Origin of the sequence: Streptomyces sp. NPDC001410, from assembly GCF_042895235.1 — a bacterium.
GTDB lineage: Bacteria > Actinomycetota > Actinomycetes > Streptomycetales > Streptomycetaceae > Streptomyces.
This window is the reverse complement of the sequence record NZ_JBIAWE010000006.1, coordinates 236,782-253,811: the sequence shown is the minus strand read 5'-3', so window position 1 is coordinate 253,811 and position 17,030 is coordinate 236,782. Positions and strand designations below refer to the sequence as shown.

Here is a 17,030-nt window from a genome sequence, read left to right as displayed (position 1 = left end):
CGCAGTCAACTGGTGCCAGCCCCGCACAGGATGACGGCTCCTGCGCGGTATGGGCCGCCGGTCTTCCAACCCCGCCCTCGGCCGGCGGCCCAGGCCAGGGCGACCTCGGGCGGCAGCGTTCACACGACCGCAACACCCGTTCCCAGTATGCGGACAATGAACGCCGTGACCTGGACAAACATGGGGTTCGCTGCCAATCTCCCGCCATGCACCTTGCCCCTCGCGCACTGCGCCGCGCGGTAGCCGCCGCCACCATAGCCCTGCTCGCCACCGCCGTCGGCTGTGCTCCGCAGCCCGAGGACAAGGCGTCGGCCGCCCCGTCCGGGTCCGTCGAGAAGAGCTGTGCCAAGGGCAAGTTGGCCACCAAGACGTCCGGGAAGCTGACGATCGCGACGGACGAGCCCGCGTACGAGCCGTGGTTCAAGGACGACAAGCCCGCCAACGGCAAGGGCTTCGAGTCCGCGGTGGCCTACGCCGTGGCGCAGCGGCTGGGCTACGACAAGAGCGCCGTGGTCTGGCAGAGCGTGCCCTTCAACAAGGCGTTCGCGCCCGGTGTGAAGACCTTCGACTTCGACATCAACCAGGTGTCGATCAGCACGGAGCGCAAGAAGGCCGTGGACTTCTCCTCCGGTTACTACGACGTGCGTCAGGCCGTCATCGCGCTCAAGGGCGGCAAGGCCGCCAAGGCGACGAGCATCGCGGACCTGAAGAACCTCAAGCTGGGCGCCCAGGTGGGCACCACGAGCCTCGACTACATCACCGACGTGGTGAAGCCGAAGCAGGAGGCCGCCGTGTACGCGAAGAACGACCAGGCCAAGTCCGCGCTGAAGAACGGTCAGGTCGACGCCGTCGTCACGGACCTGCCGACCGCGTTCTACATCACCGCGGCCGAGGTGACGAGCGCGAAGATCGTCGGCCAGTTCGAGAACTTGGGCGGCACGCCCGAGCAGTTCGGGCTCGTGCTCGACAAGGGCAGCGCGCTGACCTCGTGCGTGACCGGCGCCGTCGACGCGCTGCGCAAGGACGGCACGCTGGCGCGGATCGAGAAGCAGTGGCTCTCCGACGCCGTCGACGCTCCGGTGCTCAAGTGACGGTCACCAAGGGCGAGTCCGCGGCGGAGGGGGCGAACGACAACGGTGACATGACCGGCGGCGCCGGGGACGCGGTGCCCGGCGCCGGTGACGGCTACGTGCCCTCCGAGCGGCGGCTGGAGCGCGAGCGCCACAAGCGGGCGCGGGCCCGCCGCGCCACGGCCGTCGCGGCGCTCTCCACCCTGGTCACGGCCGCCGTGCTCTACCTGGTCGTCGTCAACGCGCCGGGCTGGCCGCGCACCAAGGAGACGTTCTTCAGCGCGCAGTACGCGCGCGAGGCGTTCCCCAAGGTCCTCGAAGGACTGTGGCTGAACGTCCGCCTCCTGATCGTCTGCGGTGCCGCCGTGCTGGTCCTCGGCATGCTCATCGCCGTGGCCCGCACCCTGCGCGGCCCGGTGTTCTTCCCGCTGCGCGTCCTGGCGGCGGCGTACACGGACTTCTTCCGCGGTCTGCCGCTCATCATCAATTTGATGATCGTGGTGCTGGGCGTGCCCGCGCTGCGACTGCAGGGCGTGACGGTGGATCCGGTGCTGCTCGGTGGTACGGCGCTGACGCTGACGTACTCGGCGTACGTGGCCGAGGTGTTCCGGGCCGGCATCGAGTCCATCCACCCCTCGCAGCGCGCCGCGGCCCGCTCGCTGGGCCTCACCAACCGGCAGGCCCTGCGCTACGTCGTGCTGCCGCAGGCGGTGCGCCGTCAGGTGCCGCCGCTGCTCAACGACCTGGTGTCGCTGCAGAAGGACACCGGCCTGGTGTCGATCGGCGGCGCGGTGGACGCCGTACGGGCCGCCGACATCATCGTGGGCCGGAGCCTCAACTACACGCCGTACATCGTCGCGGGCCTGGTCTTCGTTGCGCTGACCATCCCGATGACGCGCTTCACGGACTGGGTGACGGCCAGGATGGACCGGCAGCGGGCCCAGGGAGGATCGATATGAGTACGGCACCCCAGGACGGCTCCCCGGTACTGCGGATGGAGTCCGTCCGCAAGACCTTCGGGGGTTCCGTCGTACTGCGGGACGTCGACCTGGAGGTCGCCCCGCACACGGTGACCGCGCTGATCGGCGCCTCCGGCTCGGGCAAGTCCACGCTGCTGCGCTGCGCCAACCTCCTGGAGGAGATCGACGACGGAGCGATCTGGCTGGACGGCGACGAGATCACCGACCCGCGCGTCGACCAGGACGCTGTACGCCGCCGTATCGGCGTCGTCTTCCAGGCGTACAACCTCTTCCCGCACATGACCGTGCTGGACAACATCACGCTCGCCCCACGCCGGGTGCACGGCGTCTCTCGCACGGAGGCCGAGGAGCGGGCCAGGGAGCTGCTGGAGCGCCTCGGACTGGGCGACAAGGCGGCCGCCTACCCGGACCGGCTGAGCGGTGGCCAGCAGCAGCGTGTGGCGATCGTACGGGCCCTCGCCGCACGACCCCGGCTGCTGCTGCTCGACGAGATCACCGCCGCGCTGGACCCCGAACTCGTCGGCGAGGTCCTGGAAGTGGTCCGCGGCCTGAAGGACGAGGGCATGACCATGGTGCTGGCGACGCACGAGATGGGCTTCGCCCGAGACGTCGCCGACCAGGTTTGTTTTCTGGACGGAGGGGTCGTGCTGGAGCGCGGCACCGCCGAGCAGATCTTCGGCGATCCGCAGCAGGAGCGCACGCGGCGCTTCCTGCGGCGGATCGTGGAGTCCGGCCGGCTGTAGGGCCGGTGGAGGCTACGCGTCGGCCTGGGCCGCCCCCACCAGGGCGGCGACCCGCTCCACGCCGAACACGTAGCCCTGCACGCCGCAGCCCGCGATCACGCCGTCGGCGCGCAGCGAGACGTACGAGTGGTGCCGGAACGACTCGCGCTGGTGGATGTTGGAGATGTGCACCTCCAGCACGGGCATGCCGTCGCAGGTGTTGAGCGCGTCCAGGATCGCGACCGAGGTGTGGGAGTAGGCAGCGGGGTTGATGACGATCCCGCAGTGGGTGAGCCGCGCCTCGTGGATCCAGTCGACCAGCTCGCCCTCGTGGTTGGACTGCCGGAAGTCCACCGTGCCGCCGTGTGCCGCCGCTGCCTTGGCGCACATCGCCTCGACGTCGGCGAGCGTGTCCTTGCCGTAGATCTCGGGCTGGCGCTGGCCGAGGAGGTTCAGGTTGGGCCCGTTGAGGATCATGATCGGGGCGTTGGCCAGGGTGCGGGGCACGGTTCCTCCGGTCCGTTCGGGGCGGCTTCTGCGGCCGCTCGCTCGAAACCGGTCTATCACGGCGCGCGGCGCGGGCGAGGGGCGCCTGTTCCGGCCGCCGCGGCGTGCGCCGCGGCTTGTTGATCACCTCCGCGCGCCCCCGTAACCCTTGATCACGGTGGGTAGTTGACGCAGTGTGCACGATGTACGGGCTGTAAGGGCCCCTTCCATGGCGCGGCTCGCGGCCGCCTCGCTCGCCGGGACCGCGATCGAGTTCTACGACTTCTTCGTCTACGGGACAGCGGCGGCCCTGGTCCTCGGGCCTCTGTTCTTCCCGACGTTCTCGCCCGTGGCGGGGACGCTGGCGGCGTTCGTGACGTTCGGGGTGGGGTTCGTGGCCCGGCCGCTGGGCTCGGTGCTGTTCGGGCACCTCGGCGACCGGCGCGGACGGCGGCCGGTGCTCGTCATCTCCCTGCTGCTGACCGGCGCTTCGACGGTCGCGGTCGGGTGCGTGCCGACGTACGGAACCCTCGGCGTGGCCGCCCCCGTGCTGCTGCTCGTCCTGCGCTTCCTCCAGGGGCTCGGGCTCGGCGGCGAGTGGGGTGGGGCGGTGCTGCTGACCGCCGAGCACGCGCCCGCCGGACGGCGCGCCCTGTGGTCGAGTTTCCCTCAGGTGGGGCCCGCGTTCGGCTTCGTGCTCGCCAACGGGGTGATGCTCGCGCTGTCGGCAGTGCTGTCCGACGCGCAGTTCGCGCAGTGGGGCTGGCGGATTCCGTTCTGGGCGGCCGGTGTGCTGGCTCTGGCCGGGCTGTGGCTGCGCTCGTCGCTCGCCGAGACTCCCGGGTTCCTGGAGATCGACGACCACGCGCGCGTGCCGCTCGTCGAGGTCGTACGGCACCACGGGCGGCTGGTGCTGCTGACGGCCGGGGCGCTGGCCGTCGGGTACGCCGTGTTCTACGCGGTGACGACGTGGTCATTGGCGTACGCGACCGAGCGGCTCGGGGTGAGCCGCACCGTCATGCTGACGTGCGTCATGGCCGCCGTGGTGGTGAAGGGCGCGCTCACGCCCCTCATGGCAATGCTCGGCGACCGCTACGGGCGCCGGCCGATGTGCCTGGTGGGGTGCACGGCATGCGCCCTGTGGATGCTGCCGATGGTCGCCCTGCTGGCGACGGGCGAGCCGCTGCTGATGTTCCTCGGCATCCTGGGCGCGCTGATCGCCTTCGTCATCATGTTCTCGGTGATCGCCGCGTATCTGCCGGAGCTGTACGAGGCGCGGGTGCGCTGCACGGGGGCCGCGGTCGGTTACAACCTCGGCGGGGTCCTGGGCGGCGCGCTCACCCCGATCGTCGCCACGGCCCTGGCGGAGCACAGCGGGCGCGTGCCGTGGGGTGTGGGCGTGTATCTGACGGGCATCGCCCTGCTGAGCCTGGCCTGCTTCGCCCTGCTGCCGGAAACGCGGCCCGTGCCCGTGCCGGCGGTGGAGCCGGTCACGGGCTGACCGGGACGGCGGCGCCAAGGGTTGATCGCCAGCTCCAGGTAGGCAGCGAACACCACCAGGTGCACGCCACCCTGCAGGGGTGTGGCCCGGCCCGGCACCACCGTCAGGGAACTGACGATCACGGTCGGTGCGAGCAGCAGCATGTGCGTCGGTCCGAGACCGAGGACGAGCGGTCCGGACAGCCAGATGGAGGCCAGCGCGACGGCGGGGATGGTCAGGCCGATGCTGGCCATGGCCGAGCCGAGCGCGAGGTTGAGGCTGGTCTGCACCCGGTCGCGCCGGGCGGAGCGCAGCGCGGCGATCGTCTCGGGCAGCAGGACGAGCAGGGCGATGATCACGCCGACGACCGCTTGGTTGAGGCCGGCCGCCTCCACACCGGACTCGATGGTGGGCGACACTCCCTTGGCAAGGCCCACCACACCGATCAGGGCGAGGCCGAGCAGGCCGAGGCTGGTCCGGACGGCGCGCGCGGAGGGGGGCTTGGCGTGGTCGTCGCCGGTGATGACCTCGCCCTGCCGGGTGATCGGCAGGAAGTAGTCGCGGTGCCGCACGGTCTGGGTGGCCACGAACAGGCCGTAGAGGATCAGTGAGGACAGCGCGGCAAACGTCAGCTGCACGTTGGAGAACTCGGGGCCCGGCTGCTGGTGGTGAAGGTCGGCAGCACCAGGCTGAGTGTGGCCAGCGTCGCGACGCTCGCCAGGGCGGCACCGGTGCCCTAGGGGTTGAACACCGCGGTCCCGTGGCGCAGGGAGGCGACGAGGAGGCAGAGTCCGACGATGCCGTTGCAGGTGATCATCACGGCGGCGAAGACGGTGTCCCGGGCCAGGGTGGAACTCTTGTCACCGCCGTCGGCCATGAGGGTGACGATCAGGGCCACCTCGATGACGGTGACGGCGATGGCGAGCACCAGCGAGCCGAAAGGTTCACCGACGCGGTGGGCGACCACCTCCGCGTGGTGCACCGCCGCGAGGACGGACCCCGCGAGGACCAGGGTCACCAGCGCGACGACCGCGAGCACCGGCACGAGGAGCGCACTGGGTGGTGAGCGGCCTGAGCCGAGTGATCATGAAGTGATCGTGGCAGACACGTACGCCGTCCGGCGTCGGCCTCCGTCGTCAGGCGTCGGCACCGGCCTTCGCGGCTGCCTCGCTCTCGTCGTGCACCGCCTCGGCGGCCGCCTGCTTCCTGGTGGCCATGAGGCTGGTGACGGTGGTGACGACGAGGACCGCACAGATCACGCCGAGCGAGACCGGGATGCTGATCTCGGGGACATGGACCCCGGACTCGTGCAGCGCGTGCAGCACCAGCTTGACGCCGATGAAGCCGAGGATGACCGACAGGCCGTACGACAGGTGGACCAGCTTCTTGAGCAGGCCACCGATGAGGAAGTACAGCTGGCGCAGACCCATCAGGGCGAAGGCGTTGGCGGTGAGGACGATGTACGGGTCCTGGGTCAGGCCGAAGATCGCGGGGATGGAGTCCATCGCGAACAGCACGTCGGTCGTGCCGATGGCGAGCACCACGACCAGCATCGGGGTCATGACCCGCTTGCCGTTCTCCTGGATCCAGAGCTTGGTGCTGTGGTACCGGTCGGCCACGCCGAACCGGCGCTCCGCGGCCTTCAGCAGCCTGTTCTCCTCGTAGGCCTCGTCTTCCTCCTCGGCGCGGGCCTCCTGGATGAGCTTCCAGGCGGTCCAGATCAGGAAAGCGCCGAAGAGGTAGAAGACCCAGGAGAAGCTGGCGATGATCGCGGCTCCGGCCGCGATGAAGACGGCCCGCAGGACCAGGGCCATGAGGACACCGACGAGCAGGACCCGCTGCTGATACTGCGAGGGCACGGCGAACTTCGCCATGATCAGGACGAAGACGAAGAGGTTGTCGACGCTCAGCGACTTCTCGGTGATGAATCCCGCGAAGAACTCGCCGGCCGGCTGGCCACCGCCGAAGACGAGCAGACCGAGGCCGAAGAGCCCGGCCAGGGCGATCCAGACGACGGTCCAGACACCGGCTTCCTTGATCGACACGTCATGAGGCTTGCGCCCGATGAAGAAATCGACCGCGATCAGGGCGGCGAGACCCACGATGGTCAGGGCCCACAGGGCCACAGAGATTTCCACTGCACCTCCGGCATTACGTAACGGCAAACACTGTCAGCGCTGTCGCTGCCGGAGGTCTCTTCCACCCGCGATGGGCCGACGCCCCGGGATCCACATCGATCCGTACTGACGGGTGCGTCGCAGTCAGGGAGTACTCCCCTCCGCTGGGAGGACAGTACCCCAATCACCAAGGAAAGGTAAAGTAATTAGCAAAAGAAAGACAAAACTCGCTGCTCATAGGCGCTTTACCGATGCTTGGTGCGGGCTGCCGTCACCTCGGTGAGCACCTGCTGGAGGACCTCGCTGCCGGGCGGCACGAGCGAGGGCTCGTACGTCCAGGTGTGGCCGACCCAGGGGTCCGCGAGGTGATCGTCGGGTACGGGGGTGAGCCGCATGAGCGAACGCCACAGCGGGTCGAGCAACGGGCCGTAGGCTTCGGCGTCCGCACGGTCCGCGACCATCAGCAGATGCACGCCGACGGCCGGGCCCTCGTCGGCGAGATAGCGCAGCTGGGTCACCGCCCGGTCATCGAAGCCGTGCGGGAAGTCGTTGACGATCAGCAGCTGCTGGGCGGTGTCGACGTCGGGTGGCAGTGCCTCGGCCGCACCGCCGCGCACCGCCATCTGTGTCAGGTCGACACGGCGGGTGAGCCGTCCCAGCATGTCCGCCACGCCCGCCGCGCCGCTCGCGGTAGGCACCGCCGCAGCCCCAGTCCGCGTCAACGGCAGGAGCGCCTGGGCCCCGGCACCGGCCGGGTCGACGACCTGCACGGCGAACTCCCCGACCGGGTGCACGGCGAGCAGCCGGACCGCGAGCGCCACCGCGGCGTCCATGGCGAGCCGACGCGCCTCGGCGGAGTCCAGGAAGGTGCCGTCGAGACCTTCCACCGGGCCGCTGTCGATCCAGAGCCCCCGCTGCAGCGGCAGCCTGACCAGCATGGGAATGCGCAGCGGCATGCTCTCGGGCAGATGGAGATCACCGAGCCGCACGGCCATCGGCGGCTCGTCCGGCACGCGGTAGCCGTGCCAGACGGGGTTGTCCCAGCGGGCGTACGCCGGCGGCAGCGCGGGCTCGACGACCTCGGACTCGGCGGTGAGCTGGGCGAGGTCCCGGTCGAAGACGGCCCGCGCCTGGTCGACCAGCTGGGAGTGCCGGGCGTGGGCCGCCTCGCGCGTGGACTGGCCGGCCGTGCCGAGCCGACTGGACGGATCGGCGAGGACCTGGTCGAGTTCCTTCTCCAGGCGGGCACCGGCGAAGTCGACGGCGCTGCGGTATGCGGCCGTGGTGCGGGCCAGATCCTCGAACATGCCCCAGACCTGGTTGTACAGCCGCTCCTCCATCGACCAGCCCACCGCGTCACCGGCTACGGGCTGGGCAGGCTGCCCGTCCGGGACCGGGGGCGGCGGGGCCGTTGGGGTACGGCGGCCGGGGTGGGTGTAGTCGATCGGGCCGCCTTCCGTCCGAGCGTAGACCGGGCCACCCGATGTCCGAGCGTCGTGCGCACCTTGCGCGCCGTGCGGCTGTGTCGGCCGTGGCGCCGACGAGCCGGCGGTGTCCTGGGGCTGTGGCACCGGTATCGCGCGGGCGAGGCTTCGCGACACCGCTTCCTGGATGCCCGCCGCGAGTGCTTCGGGCTGGGGCAGGCCCTGGTCGGTGAAGAGTGCGGCGAGACCGCCGGCATAGCCCTGGCCGACCGCGCGGACCTTCCAGGCGTCCTGTCGGCGGTACAGCTCCAGGGCGACGACGGCCGACTCGGCGTCCAGGCCGGTGAGGGTGAAGCGGACGATCTCGGTGCCGTCGAGGCCGGTGACCGCCGTGCGCGGGGCGGCGACCGCACCGAACCGCAACGCGCCTCCCGCCTGCGTGGGCAGGGCCAGCAGCACGGTGACGCGGTGGACCGCCTCGGGCAGGGCGGCCAGGTCGACGGCGAGCCGGTGGTCGGCGGCGGCCTGCCCGGAAACCTCGATCCCGGGCAGCGTGGGGGCGCCGGGGTGGGCCACCCACTCGGCGCCGTGCACTGTGCCGTGCTCGTCGCCGAGCGTGGCTCCCGCCAGGACCGGCACCTCGGCAGAGATCCGGACCTCCAGCCGGACCTGCGACAGCGGGTGGTTCTGTCCCCGCACCAGCTCGGCCGTCATCGCCGACGCCCCCCTGTGTCGTGTTGTCGTGCGCGCCGCGTCGGACTGTCCTACAGGTACGACCGGATCGCCGGCATCAGGTCCTGGAAGGTGCGGCCCCTGGCCGGCTCGCCCAGGGCGGTCATCGTCCAGCCCGAGCCCACGCGGTGCACCTTGGCCATGATCTGGGCGGTGTACTCGCCGCCGCCCGCCAGCGTGTAACGGGCCAGCTCTTGGCCGTTGGTCTCGTCCACGAGGCGGCAGAACGCGTTCTCCACCTCGTGGAAGGTCTGGCCCGTGAAGGAGTTCACGGTGAAGACGATCTGATCGACGTGGACCGGGACGCGCTGCAGGTCCACGAGGATGGCCTCGTCGTCACCGCCCTGGCCGACGCCGCCGACGAGGTTGTCGCCGGTGTGGCGCACAGAGCCGTCGTCGCTCACCAGGTGGCGGAAGAAGACGACGTCGACCGGCTCCTTCTCGGCGAAGAGAACCGCGGAGGCGTCCAGGTCGATCTCGCGGGTGCGCGAGCCGAACAGGCCGCGCCGCTTCGCCGCCTGCCAGCCGAGACCCATGCGGACCGCGGTCAGGGTGGCCCCGTCCTTCTTCTCCAGGCTGATGGCCTGACCCTTGGTCATGTTGACGGTCACGGCTGATTCCCCTCTCGATGGTCCCCTGTTGCCGCACAGTGGGCGGTTGTCCAGAACCCTACGCAGGGGCACTGACAGTGCCGAACCCCGGCTCGCGCTTTGTGTCGGTGTTGCAACACGAGGCGTGTATGCCGAGGTCCGGCAGGGTCACGAGGGGTCAGGCGAGGCCCGCCTCCCGCATCTGGCGCAGTTCCTTCTTCATCTCGGAGACCTCGTCGCGCAGCCGGGCGGCGATCTCGAACTGCAGCTCGGCGGCGGCGGCGCGCATACGCTCCGTCATCTCCTCGATCTGCTCGGCGAGTTCGGCCGCCGGGCGGTCCGTGGGCACCGCGGCCCCCGCCTTGCTCTTGGCGGCCTTGCCGCCCTTCGCACCCTTGGCCGCCTTGTCGCCGAGCGACGGGACGGGGGCCTTGGCGCCCTTGCCGTCCTTCTGCTTGCGGTAGCCGGAGCCGAGCAGCTGTTCGGTGTCGACCTCCTCGCGGGCGATCTGCGCGACGATGTCGTTGATCTTCTTGCGCAGCGGCTGCGGGTCGATGCCGTTGGCCTTGTTGTAGGCGACCTGCTTCTCCCGGCGGCGGTTGGTCTCCTCGATGGCCTTCTCCATCGCCGGGGTGATCTTGTCGGCGTACATGTGGACCTGGCCGGAGACGTTGCGCGCCGCGCGGCCGATGGTCTGGATCAGCGAGGTGCCGGAGCGCAGGAAGCCCTCCTTGTCGGCGTCGAGGATCGCCACCAGGGACACCTCGGGCAGGTCGAGACCCTCACGGAGCAGGTTGATGCCGACCAGGACGTCGAACTCGCCGGAGCGCAGCTCACGCAGCAGCTCGACGCGGCGCAGGGTGTCGACGTCGCTGTGCAGATAGCGCACCTGGATGCCGAGTTCCAGGAAGTAGTCCGTGAGGTCCTCGGCCATCTTCTTGGTGAGCGTGGTGACCAGGACGCGCTCGTCCTTCTCGGTGCGCTTGCGGATCTCGTGCACCAGGTCGTCGATCTGGCCCTCGGTGGGCTTGACCACGACCTCCGGGTCGACGAGGCCAGTGGGGCGGATGATCTGCTCGACAACCCCGTCGCCGCGGGACAGTTCGTAGGTGCCCGGGGTCGCCGACAGGTAGACCGTCTGGCCGATGCGCTCCTGGAACTCCTCCCACTTCAGGGGGCGGTTGTCCAGGGCGGAGGGCAGCCGGAAGCCGTGCTCGACCAGGGTCCGCTTGCGGGAGGCGTCGCCCTCGTACATGGCGCCGATCTGCGGGACGGTGACGTGCGACTCGTCGATGACGAGCAGGAAATCGTCCGGGAAGTAGTCGAGCAGGGTGTTGGGCGGGGAGCCGGGCAAGCGGCCGTCGAAGTGCATCGAGTAGTTCTCCACGCCTGAGCAGCTGCCGATCTGGCGGAGCATCTCGATGTCGTACGTGGTGCGCATCCGCAGACGCTGGGCCTCCAGCAGCTTGCCCTGCTTCTCCAGCTCGGACAGGCGCTCCCCCAACTCCTTCTCGATGTCGTTGACGGCCCGCTCCATGCGCTCGGGGCCGGCGACGTAGTGGGAGGCGGGGAAGACGTACAGCTGCTGGTCGTCGCTGATGATCTCGCCGGTGAGCGGGTGGAGCGTGGACAGCGCCTCGATCTCGTCGCCGAACATCTCGATGCGGACGGCCAGCTCCTCGTAGACCGGGAAGATCTCGATGGTGTCGCCGCGGACCCGGAAGGTGCCGCGGGTGAAGGCCATGTCGTTGCGCGTGTACTGGATGTCGACGAAGCGGCGCAGCAGTTCGTCGCGGTCCATCTCGTCGCCGACCCGGAGGGGGACCATCCGGTCCACGTACTCCTGCGGAGTGCCGAGGCCGTAGATGCAGGACACCGAGGCGACCACGACGACGTCGCGGCGGGTGAGCAGCGAGTTCGTCGCCGAGTGGCGCAGGCGCTCGACCTCCTCGTTGATCGAGGAGTCCTTCTCGATGTAGGTGTCCGACTGCGGGACGTAGGCCTCGGGCTGGTAGTAGTCGTAGTACGAGACGAAGTACTCGACCGCGTTGTTCGGGAGGAGCTCGCGGAACTCGTTGGCCAGCTGGGCGGCCAGCGTCTTGTTCGGCGCCATCACGAGGGTGGGGCGCTGGAGCTTCTCGATCATCCACGCGGTGGTGGCGGACTTGCCGGTGCCGGTCGCGCCGAGCAGGACGACGTCCTTCTCACCGGCCTCGATGCGCTTGGCCAGCTCGGCGATGGCCGCCGGCTGGTCTCCGCTGGGCTGGTAGGAGCTGACGACCTCGAAGGGCGCCACCGTGCGTTCGATGTGGGAAACGGGCCGCATGGGATCCACCGTACGACCCCGCACTGACAACGGGGCCCGGTCAGCGGTTCTGCGGGGTGCGGGAGCCGTGGTGCCGGGAGTCGTGGACCGGCCGGTGGCCGGCGTGGAGCGCCGGGGGGCGGTGCTGGTGGGAGGGCACGGCGGCAGCCGGGACGCCCGGCTTGTCCTCGACGTCCCGCCGGGTGGGCCTGCCCATGACCATCAGCGGGTCGAACATCACGACGACGCCGGCGAGGAGCAGGAAGGCGAGCGGGCCGATCAGCATCGGCGCGAGCACCGCGGCCGGTGAGCCGCTGGTGGCGGAGTCGGAGGTGCTGTGGACGTGGACGTCGAGGGCGGCCATACCGGTGTAGTGCATGCCGGTGACGGCGAGGCCCATCACCATGCTGGCCCCGACGCTCCACAGGAAACCCCGCACGCGTCCCGCCGCCCACAGGGCGGCCGTGGCGGCCACGACCGCTATGGCGACGGAGGCGGCGACGGTGAGCGTGTTGTACGAGAACCGCCCGTCGAAGTGCACGCCCGCCATGCCGAGGTAGTGCATCGAGGCGACGCCCAGACCGGTGATCGTGCCGCCGGTGAACAGAGCGGCGCCGGTGGCGCCCCGGTAGCCGACGATGAAGATCCCGACGCCCACCATGACGATGGCGAGGCCGAGGCTCGCGTAGGTGATCGACTTGTCGTAGTGGATCGGCGTCTCTTTGATGGTGAAGCCCATCATGGCGACGAAGTGCATCGTCCATATGCCGGAGCCGATCGCGGCCGAGCCGAGGGCCAGCCAGGCGGGCCGCCAGGAGTGCGTGACCAGCAGGGACCGGGTGGTGCAGCGCAGGCCGAGGGCGCCACCGAGGCAGGCCATCAGAAAGGCCACCAACGGGGTGACGACCCCGTAGCTGAATCCGTCGACCGTGCCCTGCATGCGCGGCTGCCCTTCCGCCCTGTTACGTCCCGGAATTTCTGGAATGCGCCCCCGTCCCAGGACCGCGCCGGCGGTCAGGGTTGACGCAGAGAGTATGACCCGCACCGGAATGGTCGAACGATTTTCCGGCAAAGAAACACGCCCTTGCCCCACTTGTGCGGCACCCGTGAGCGGACTTGGGCGACACCATTCATCGTGTGGCCGTTCTGCGCCCGCATGTCGTTGACTCTCTGCTGTCAAGCTGATGCTGTCGGTAATCGCTCGACGCGAGGAGTCCGCATGTACGCGCGCGCAGTCGCCGCCACGGCAACCGCGATCCTGGGGACGGCAGCCCTGCTGAGCCCCACCTCCGACGCCCTGGCGGGCGAGGTCGGCGAGCCCACGGTGGTCGCCCACCGCGGTGCCTCCGCCTACGCTCCCGAGAACACGCTGGCCTCCATCGACAAGGCGGCGCAGCTGGGCTTTTCTTGGGTCGAGAACGACGTCCAGCGCACCAGGGACGGTCAACTGGTCGTCATCCACGACGACAGCCTGCGGCGCACCACGGACGTCGAGGACGTCTTCCCGGGCCGGGCGCCCTGGAAGGTGAAGGACTTCACCGCCGCCGAGATCGCCCGGCTGGACGCGGGCAGCTGGTTCTCCCCCGCGTACGCGGGCACGCGCGTGCCCACCCTGAGGCAGTACATGCGCCGGGTCGAGCACAACCACGAGAAGCTGCTCCTGGAGGTCAAGAACCCGACGCTGTACCCCGGCATCGAACAGGAGACCGTGCGGCTGCTCGGCAACGAGGGCTGGCTGGACCGGCGGCACCTCGGGCGGCTGATCGTGCAGAGTTTCGACGCGGACAGCGTGCGTACCGTGCACAAGCTGAAGCCGGCTCTCACCACCGCCTACCTCGGCACGCCGTCCGTGGCGCAGCTGCGCCAGTACGCGCGTTTCAGCGACCTGATCAATCCCTCGTACGGCTCGATCTCCGCCCGTTACGTCTCCGCAGTGCATGCCGTCACCGGACCGCACGGCAGGCGGCTCGGGGTGTTCGCCTGGACGGTGGACGACGCGGCCACCGCCTGGAAGGCCGCTGGCTACGGCGTCGACGGGCTCATCACCAACAGGCCCGACGTGGTCCGGACGGCGCTGAGCACGGGCTGAGCCGGGACCGCGGTGCGGCGGGCGTTGTCAGTGGCGGGTCGTACGGTGGGCGCATGGACAGCCATGGGCAGGACGAGCAGCAGGTCGTGTGGGCCGTCGTGGGCACAGGCATCGGCCCGCTGATGCTGGCGGCGACCCGTGAGGGACTGGTCAACGTCGTCTTCCACGCCACGGACGTGGTGCGCGAGCGGTCCCTGGAGCGGCTGGCGGCCCGGCTGGGCACCGCACCTGTGGAGGACCCGGACTCGCCGCTGCTGGCCGAGGCGATACGGCAGCTCCAGGCGTACTTCGCGGGCGAGCGTCACGACTTCGACCTGCCCCTGGACTGGTCGCTCATCTCGGGCTTCAACCGGCAGGTGCTGCGCGAGCTGGCCTCCGGGGTCCCGTACGGCACGGTGGTGGGGTACGGCGATCTGGCCGGACGGGTCGGGCAGCCGGGCGGGGCGCAGGCGGTCGGTGCGGCGATGGGCGCCAATCCACTGCCGGTCGTCGTGCCGTGCCACCGGGTGGTGGAGAGCGACGGCGGCATCGGCGGCTTCGGTGGCGGTCTGGAGACCAAGCGGAAGCTGCTCGCCCTGGAGGGGGTGCTGCCCGAGCCGCTGTTCTGACGGCGGCGGATCCGCACGCCCCGACTGCGGTCACGCGTAGTGCCGGGCCTCGAAGACGTTGCCGTCCGGGTCCCGGAAGTAGAAGTTCCGCGTGGCGTTCCCGCGGGCACCGGAGGAGTCGTGACCGATGTCGGACATGGGGACGTCGTGTTCGGCCAGACGGGCGCGCAGGGCGTCGAAGCCGGCGGACGACAGAGCCAGACAGACGTGGTTGACGGAATGGCCCGCGCTCTCGACGGAGCCGGGAAGCATGTTCATGCGCTCCACGAGGCTGTGCGGCGCAAGGTCCAGGATCGTCTCCTCGTTGACGCGTACGGAGACGAACGACACCTTCCCCTCGGTGTACTCGGCGACCTTCAGCGGCTCCAGGCCGACGGCGTTCTCGTAGAAACCTGCGGCTGCGGCCGGGTCGGCCACCCACAGGACGACGTGGTCGAGGCGCGTGGTGTGGTCAGTCATGCGGTCCAGGCTGGTGGTGTCCCCCACAGACGGCAAGCGTTTAGCAGGAGGTGGCGCCCGCCAGAGATGAGGAAGGACCGACGGACAGGAGGCGGGCACGTGGTGCTGGTGGTGTCGGAAGAAGTCCGGGAAGCGATCGACGCGCGGCGGCCGGTGGTGGCCCTGGAGTCCACGATCATCGCGCACGGGCTGCCGCGTCCGCGCAATCTCCAGGTGGCGCTGGAGCTGGAGCATGTGGTGCGACAGGAGGGCGCCGTCCCCGCGACCATCGCCGTCCTGGACGGGCGCCCGCACGTGGGCCTGGACAAGGAGCAGCTGGAGCGGGTCGCGAACGAGGACGGCATCCGCAAGCTGGGCCACCGTGACCTGCCGCTGGCCGTGGCGGCGGGGGCGAGCGGGGCGACGACCGTGTCGGCGACGGCGCAACTGGCGGCGCTGGCGGGCGTCCGGGTGTTCGCCACGGGCGGGCTCGGCGGTGTGCACCGGGAGTGGACGGTGACCCAGGACGAGTCGGCCGACCTGGGCCTGCTGGCGCGGACCCGGATCACGGTGGTGTGCGCCGGCGTGAAGTCGATTCTGGATGTGCCGGCGACCCTGCAGCGACTGGAGACACTGGGTGTGGCCGTGGCCGGGTTCCGCACCGACCGGTTCCCCGGGTTCTATCTGTCCGACTCCGGCCATCCGGTCGACTGGACGCTGCAGAGTCCGGAAGAGGTCGCCGAGGTCATGCGGGCGCAGGACGCGCTGGACGCGCCGGAGTCGGCACTGATCGTCGCCAACCCTGTCCCGGAGGAGCAGCAGCTCGATCCGGGGCTGCACGCGCGCGTGCTCGCCGACGCGCTGCGCGCCTGTGACGAGGAGGGAGTCACTGGCCAGGCGGTCACGCCGTTCCTGCTCGACTTCCTGGTCCGGCACACGGACGGGGCCTCGCTGGACGCCAACCTGGCGGCGGTGCGCGGCAATGTACGGCTGGCGGCGCGGATCGCAACGGCGTGGAGCAGGTAGTGCCCGCACCCCGGGGCGGGGCGCTGCTGGTCGTCGGGGACGTCGTCACCGATGTCGTCGCCCGGCACCGGGGGCCGCTCGCGACCGGCACCGACACGGCCGCCGCGATCCGGACCCTGCCGGGCGGCGCGGGCGCCAACGTGGCCTGCTGGGCGGCCCATGCGGGCGGTACGGACGTGCGGCTGCTGGGGCGGGTGGGCGCGGACGCGGCGGAGTGGCACGAGCGGGAGTTGCTCGCGGCCGGGGTGCGGCCCCAGCTGGTGGTCGACCGGGAGGCGACGACCGGGACGGTGATCTGCCTCGTCGACACCGGCGCCTCGGCCGAGCGCACGTTTCTTACGGACAGCGGGGCGTCCCTGCGGCTCGAACCCGCCGACTGGTCTGACGCGTTGCTCGACGGGGTCGCCCGGCTGCACCTGTCCGGCTATCTGTTGTTCTCCGAGCCGAGCCGGGCACTCGCCGAGGTGGCCCTCGCCGCGGCACGCGACCGTGGGGTGCCGGTCAGTCTGGACCCGGCGTCGGCCGGCTTCCTGCTGGAGTTCGGCGTGGACCGTTTCCTGGCGCTCGTGGAGGGGCTGGACGTGCTGCTGCCCAGCCGGGACGAGGCGTGCCTGCTGACCGGGCTGCCCGAACCGGCGGACGCGGCGGCCAAGTTGAGCCGGCTCGTCCCGCTGGTGGTGGCCAAGTCGGGTGTGGCCGGGGCGCTGGTGGCCCGTTCCGGGGCCGTGGTGGCCCGGGTTCCGGCCGTGCCGGCGAACCCTCTGGACACCACGGGCGCCGGCGACGCCTTCACCGGCGCGTTCCTGGCCGCCCTGCTCACGGGCGCGGTTCCGGAGGAGGCGGCGGCACAGGGCTGCCGGGCGGGAGCACAAGCGGTGGAACGCGTGGGCGGCAGACCACCGCACCGGGGCACCGACGGCTAGGGGAAGGTGTCTTCTGGCCCAGATATCGGTTCCTGAGCCA

The 17,030-nt window shown here is 70.5% G+C and carries 15 protein-coding genes and 1 pseudogene; 8 read left to right on the top strand and 8 right to left on the bottom strand.

Annotation, left to right across the window (positions count from 1 at the left end):
* Nucleotides 1–206 precede the first annotated feature (206 nt).
* Genes ACFY3C_RS15070 through ACFY3C_RS15060 form a run of 3 tightly spaced genes read left to right on the top strand, consistent with a single transcriptional unit; the run spans nt 207 to nt 2,793 of the window.
* The gene (locus ACFY3C_RS15070; RefSeq protein ID WP_390771021.1) at nt 207–1,091 is read left to right on the top strand and encodes an ABC transporter substrate-binding protein; all 885 of its coding nucleotides are present in this window, start codon (nt 207–209) and stop codon (nt 1,089–1,091) included.
* Entirely contained in the window at nt 1,088–2,029 is a 942-nt protein-coding gene (locus ACFY3C_RS15065) for an amino acid ABC transporter permease (RefSeq protein WP_390771020.1), read from the top strand. The genes ACFY3C_RS15070 and ACFY3C_RS15065 overlap by 4 nt, the downstream gene beginning before the upstream one ends.
* Nucleotides 2,026–2,793 (top strand): amino acid ABC transporter ATP-binding protein, encoded by a 768-nt coding sequence (locus ACFY3C_RS15060; RefSeq protein ID WP_390771019.1) that lies wholly within the window; start codon nt 2,026–2,028, stop codon nt 2,791–2,793. Before ACFY3C_RS15065 ends, ACFY3C_RS15060 begins: the two co-directional genes overlap by 4 nt.
* 12 nt (nt 2,794–2,805) lie before the next feature.
* On the opposite strand, the gene aroQ is transcribed toward ACFY3C_RS15060, so the two are convergent.
* Nucleotides 2,806–3,279, bottom strand: a complete 474-nt coding sequence (gene aroQ / locus ACFY3C_RS15055) for a type II 3-dehydroquinate dehydratase (RefSeq protein WP_386574112.1) — start codon at nt 3,277–3,279, stop codon at nt 2,806–2,808.
* Nucleotides 3,280–3,487: 208 nt separating this feature from the next.
* Here aroQ and ACFY3C_RS15050 point away from each other — a divergent pair, with 208 nt between their 5' ends.
* Nucleotides 3,488–4,759, top strand: coding sequence for an MFS transporter (locus ACFY3C_RS15050; protein WP_390771018.1), 1,272 nt, complete (start codon nt 3,488–3,490; stop codon nt 4,757–4,759).
* A 17-nt stretch (nt 4,760–4,776) separates the two neighbouring features.
* On the opposite strand, the pseudogene ACFY3C_RS15045 reads toward ACFY3C_RS15050, so the two are convergent.
* The 6 genes and pseudogenes from ACFY3C_RS15045 to ACFY3C_RS15020 form a co-directional block, all read right to left on the bottom strand.
* Nucleotides 4,777–5,826: pseudogene (locus ACFY3C_RS15045) on the bottom strand (calcium:proton antiporter); the annotation flags it as partial.
* Nucleotides 5,827–5,874: 48 nt separating this feature from the next.
* Complete coding sequence (locus ACFY3C_RS15040; protein ID WP_390771017.1) at nt 5,875–6,876, bottom strand: TerC/Alx family metal homeostasis membrane protein; 1,002 nt, start codon at nt 6,874–6,876, stop codon at nt 5,875–5,877.
* 224 nt (nt 6,877–7,100) lie between these two features.
* Nucleotides 7,101–8,993: a TerD family protein gene (locus tag ACFY3C_RS15035; protein WP_390771016.1), complete on the bottom strand. Its 1,893-nt coding sequence runs from the start codon at nt 8,991–8,993 to the stop codon at nt 7,101–7,103.
* A 50-nt stretch (nt 8,994–9,043) separates the two neighbouring features.
* Entirely contained in the window at nt 9,044–9,622 is a 579-nt protein-coding gene (locus ACFY3C_RS15030; RefSeq protein ID WP_386574116.1) for a TerD family protein, read from the bottom strand.
* A 157-nt stretch (nt 9,623–9,779) separates the two neighbouring features.
* On the bottom strand, nt 9,780–11,927 hold the full coding sequence (gene uvrB, locus ACFY3C_RS15025; protein ID WP_386574118.1) for an excinuclease ABC subunit UvrB: 2,148 nt from the start codon (nt 11,925–11,927) through the stop codon (nt 9,780–9,782).
* Nucleotides 11,928–11,967: 40 nt separating this feature from the next.
* On the bottom strand, nt 11,968–12,846 hold the full coding sequence (locus tag ACFY3C_RS15020) for an MHYT domain-containing protein (protein ID WP_386574120.1): 879 nt from the start codon (nt 12,844–12,846) through the stop codon (nt 11,968–11,970).
* Nucleotides 12,847–13,125: 279 nt separating this feature from the next.
* Here ACFY3C_RS15020 and ACFY3C_RS15015 point away from each other — a divergent pair, with 279 nt between their 5' ends.
* Nucleotides 13,126–13,995: a glycerophosphodiester phosphodiesterase gene (locus tag ACFY3C_RS15015; RefSeq protein ID WP_386574121.1), complete on the top strand. Its 870-nt coding sequence runs from the start codon at nt 13,126–13,128 to the stop codon at nt 13,993–13,995.
* A 53-nt stretch (nt 13,996–14,048) separates the two neighbouring features.
* Entirely contained in the window at nt 14,049–14,603 is a 555-nt protein-coding gene (locus tag ACFY3C_RS15010) for a methylated-DNA--[protein]-cysteine S-methyltransferase (RefSeq protein WP_390771015.1), read from the top strand.
* Between the two features lie 30 nt (nt 14,604–14,633).
* Here ACFY3C_RS15010 and ACFY3C_RS15005 read toward each other — a convergent pair whose 3' ends face one another.
* A complete protein-coding gene (locus tag ACFY3C_RS15005) occupies nt 14,634–15,062 on the bottom strand; it encodes a VOC family protein (RefSeq protein ID WP_390771014.1) in 429 nt (142 codons plus the stop codon).
* Between the two features lie 102 nt (nt 15,063–15,164).
* Here ACFY3C_RS15005 and ACFY3C_RS15000 point away from each other — a divergent pair, with 102 nt between their 5' ends.
* Both ACFY3C_RS15000 and ACFY3C_RS14995 read left to right on the top strand, forming a co-directional pair.
* Entirely contained in the window at nt 15,165–16,067 is a 903-nt protein-coding gene (locus ACFY3C_RS15000; RefSeq protein ID WP_390771147.1) for a pseudouridine-5'-phosphate glycosidase, read from the top strand.
* A complete protein-coding gene (locus tag ACFY3C_RS14995; protein ID WP_390771013.1) occupies nt 16,067–16,990 on the top strand; it encodes a carbohydrate kinase family protein in 924 nt (307 codons plus the stop codon). Before ACFY3C_RS15000 ends, ACFY3C_RS14995 begins: the two co-directional genes overlap by 1 nt.
* The last annotated feature ends 40 nt before the right edge of the window (nt 16,991–17,030 follow it).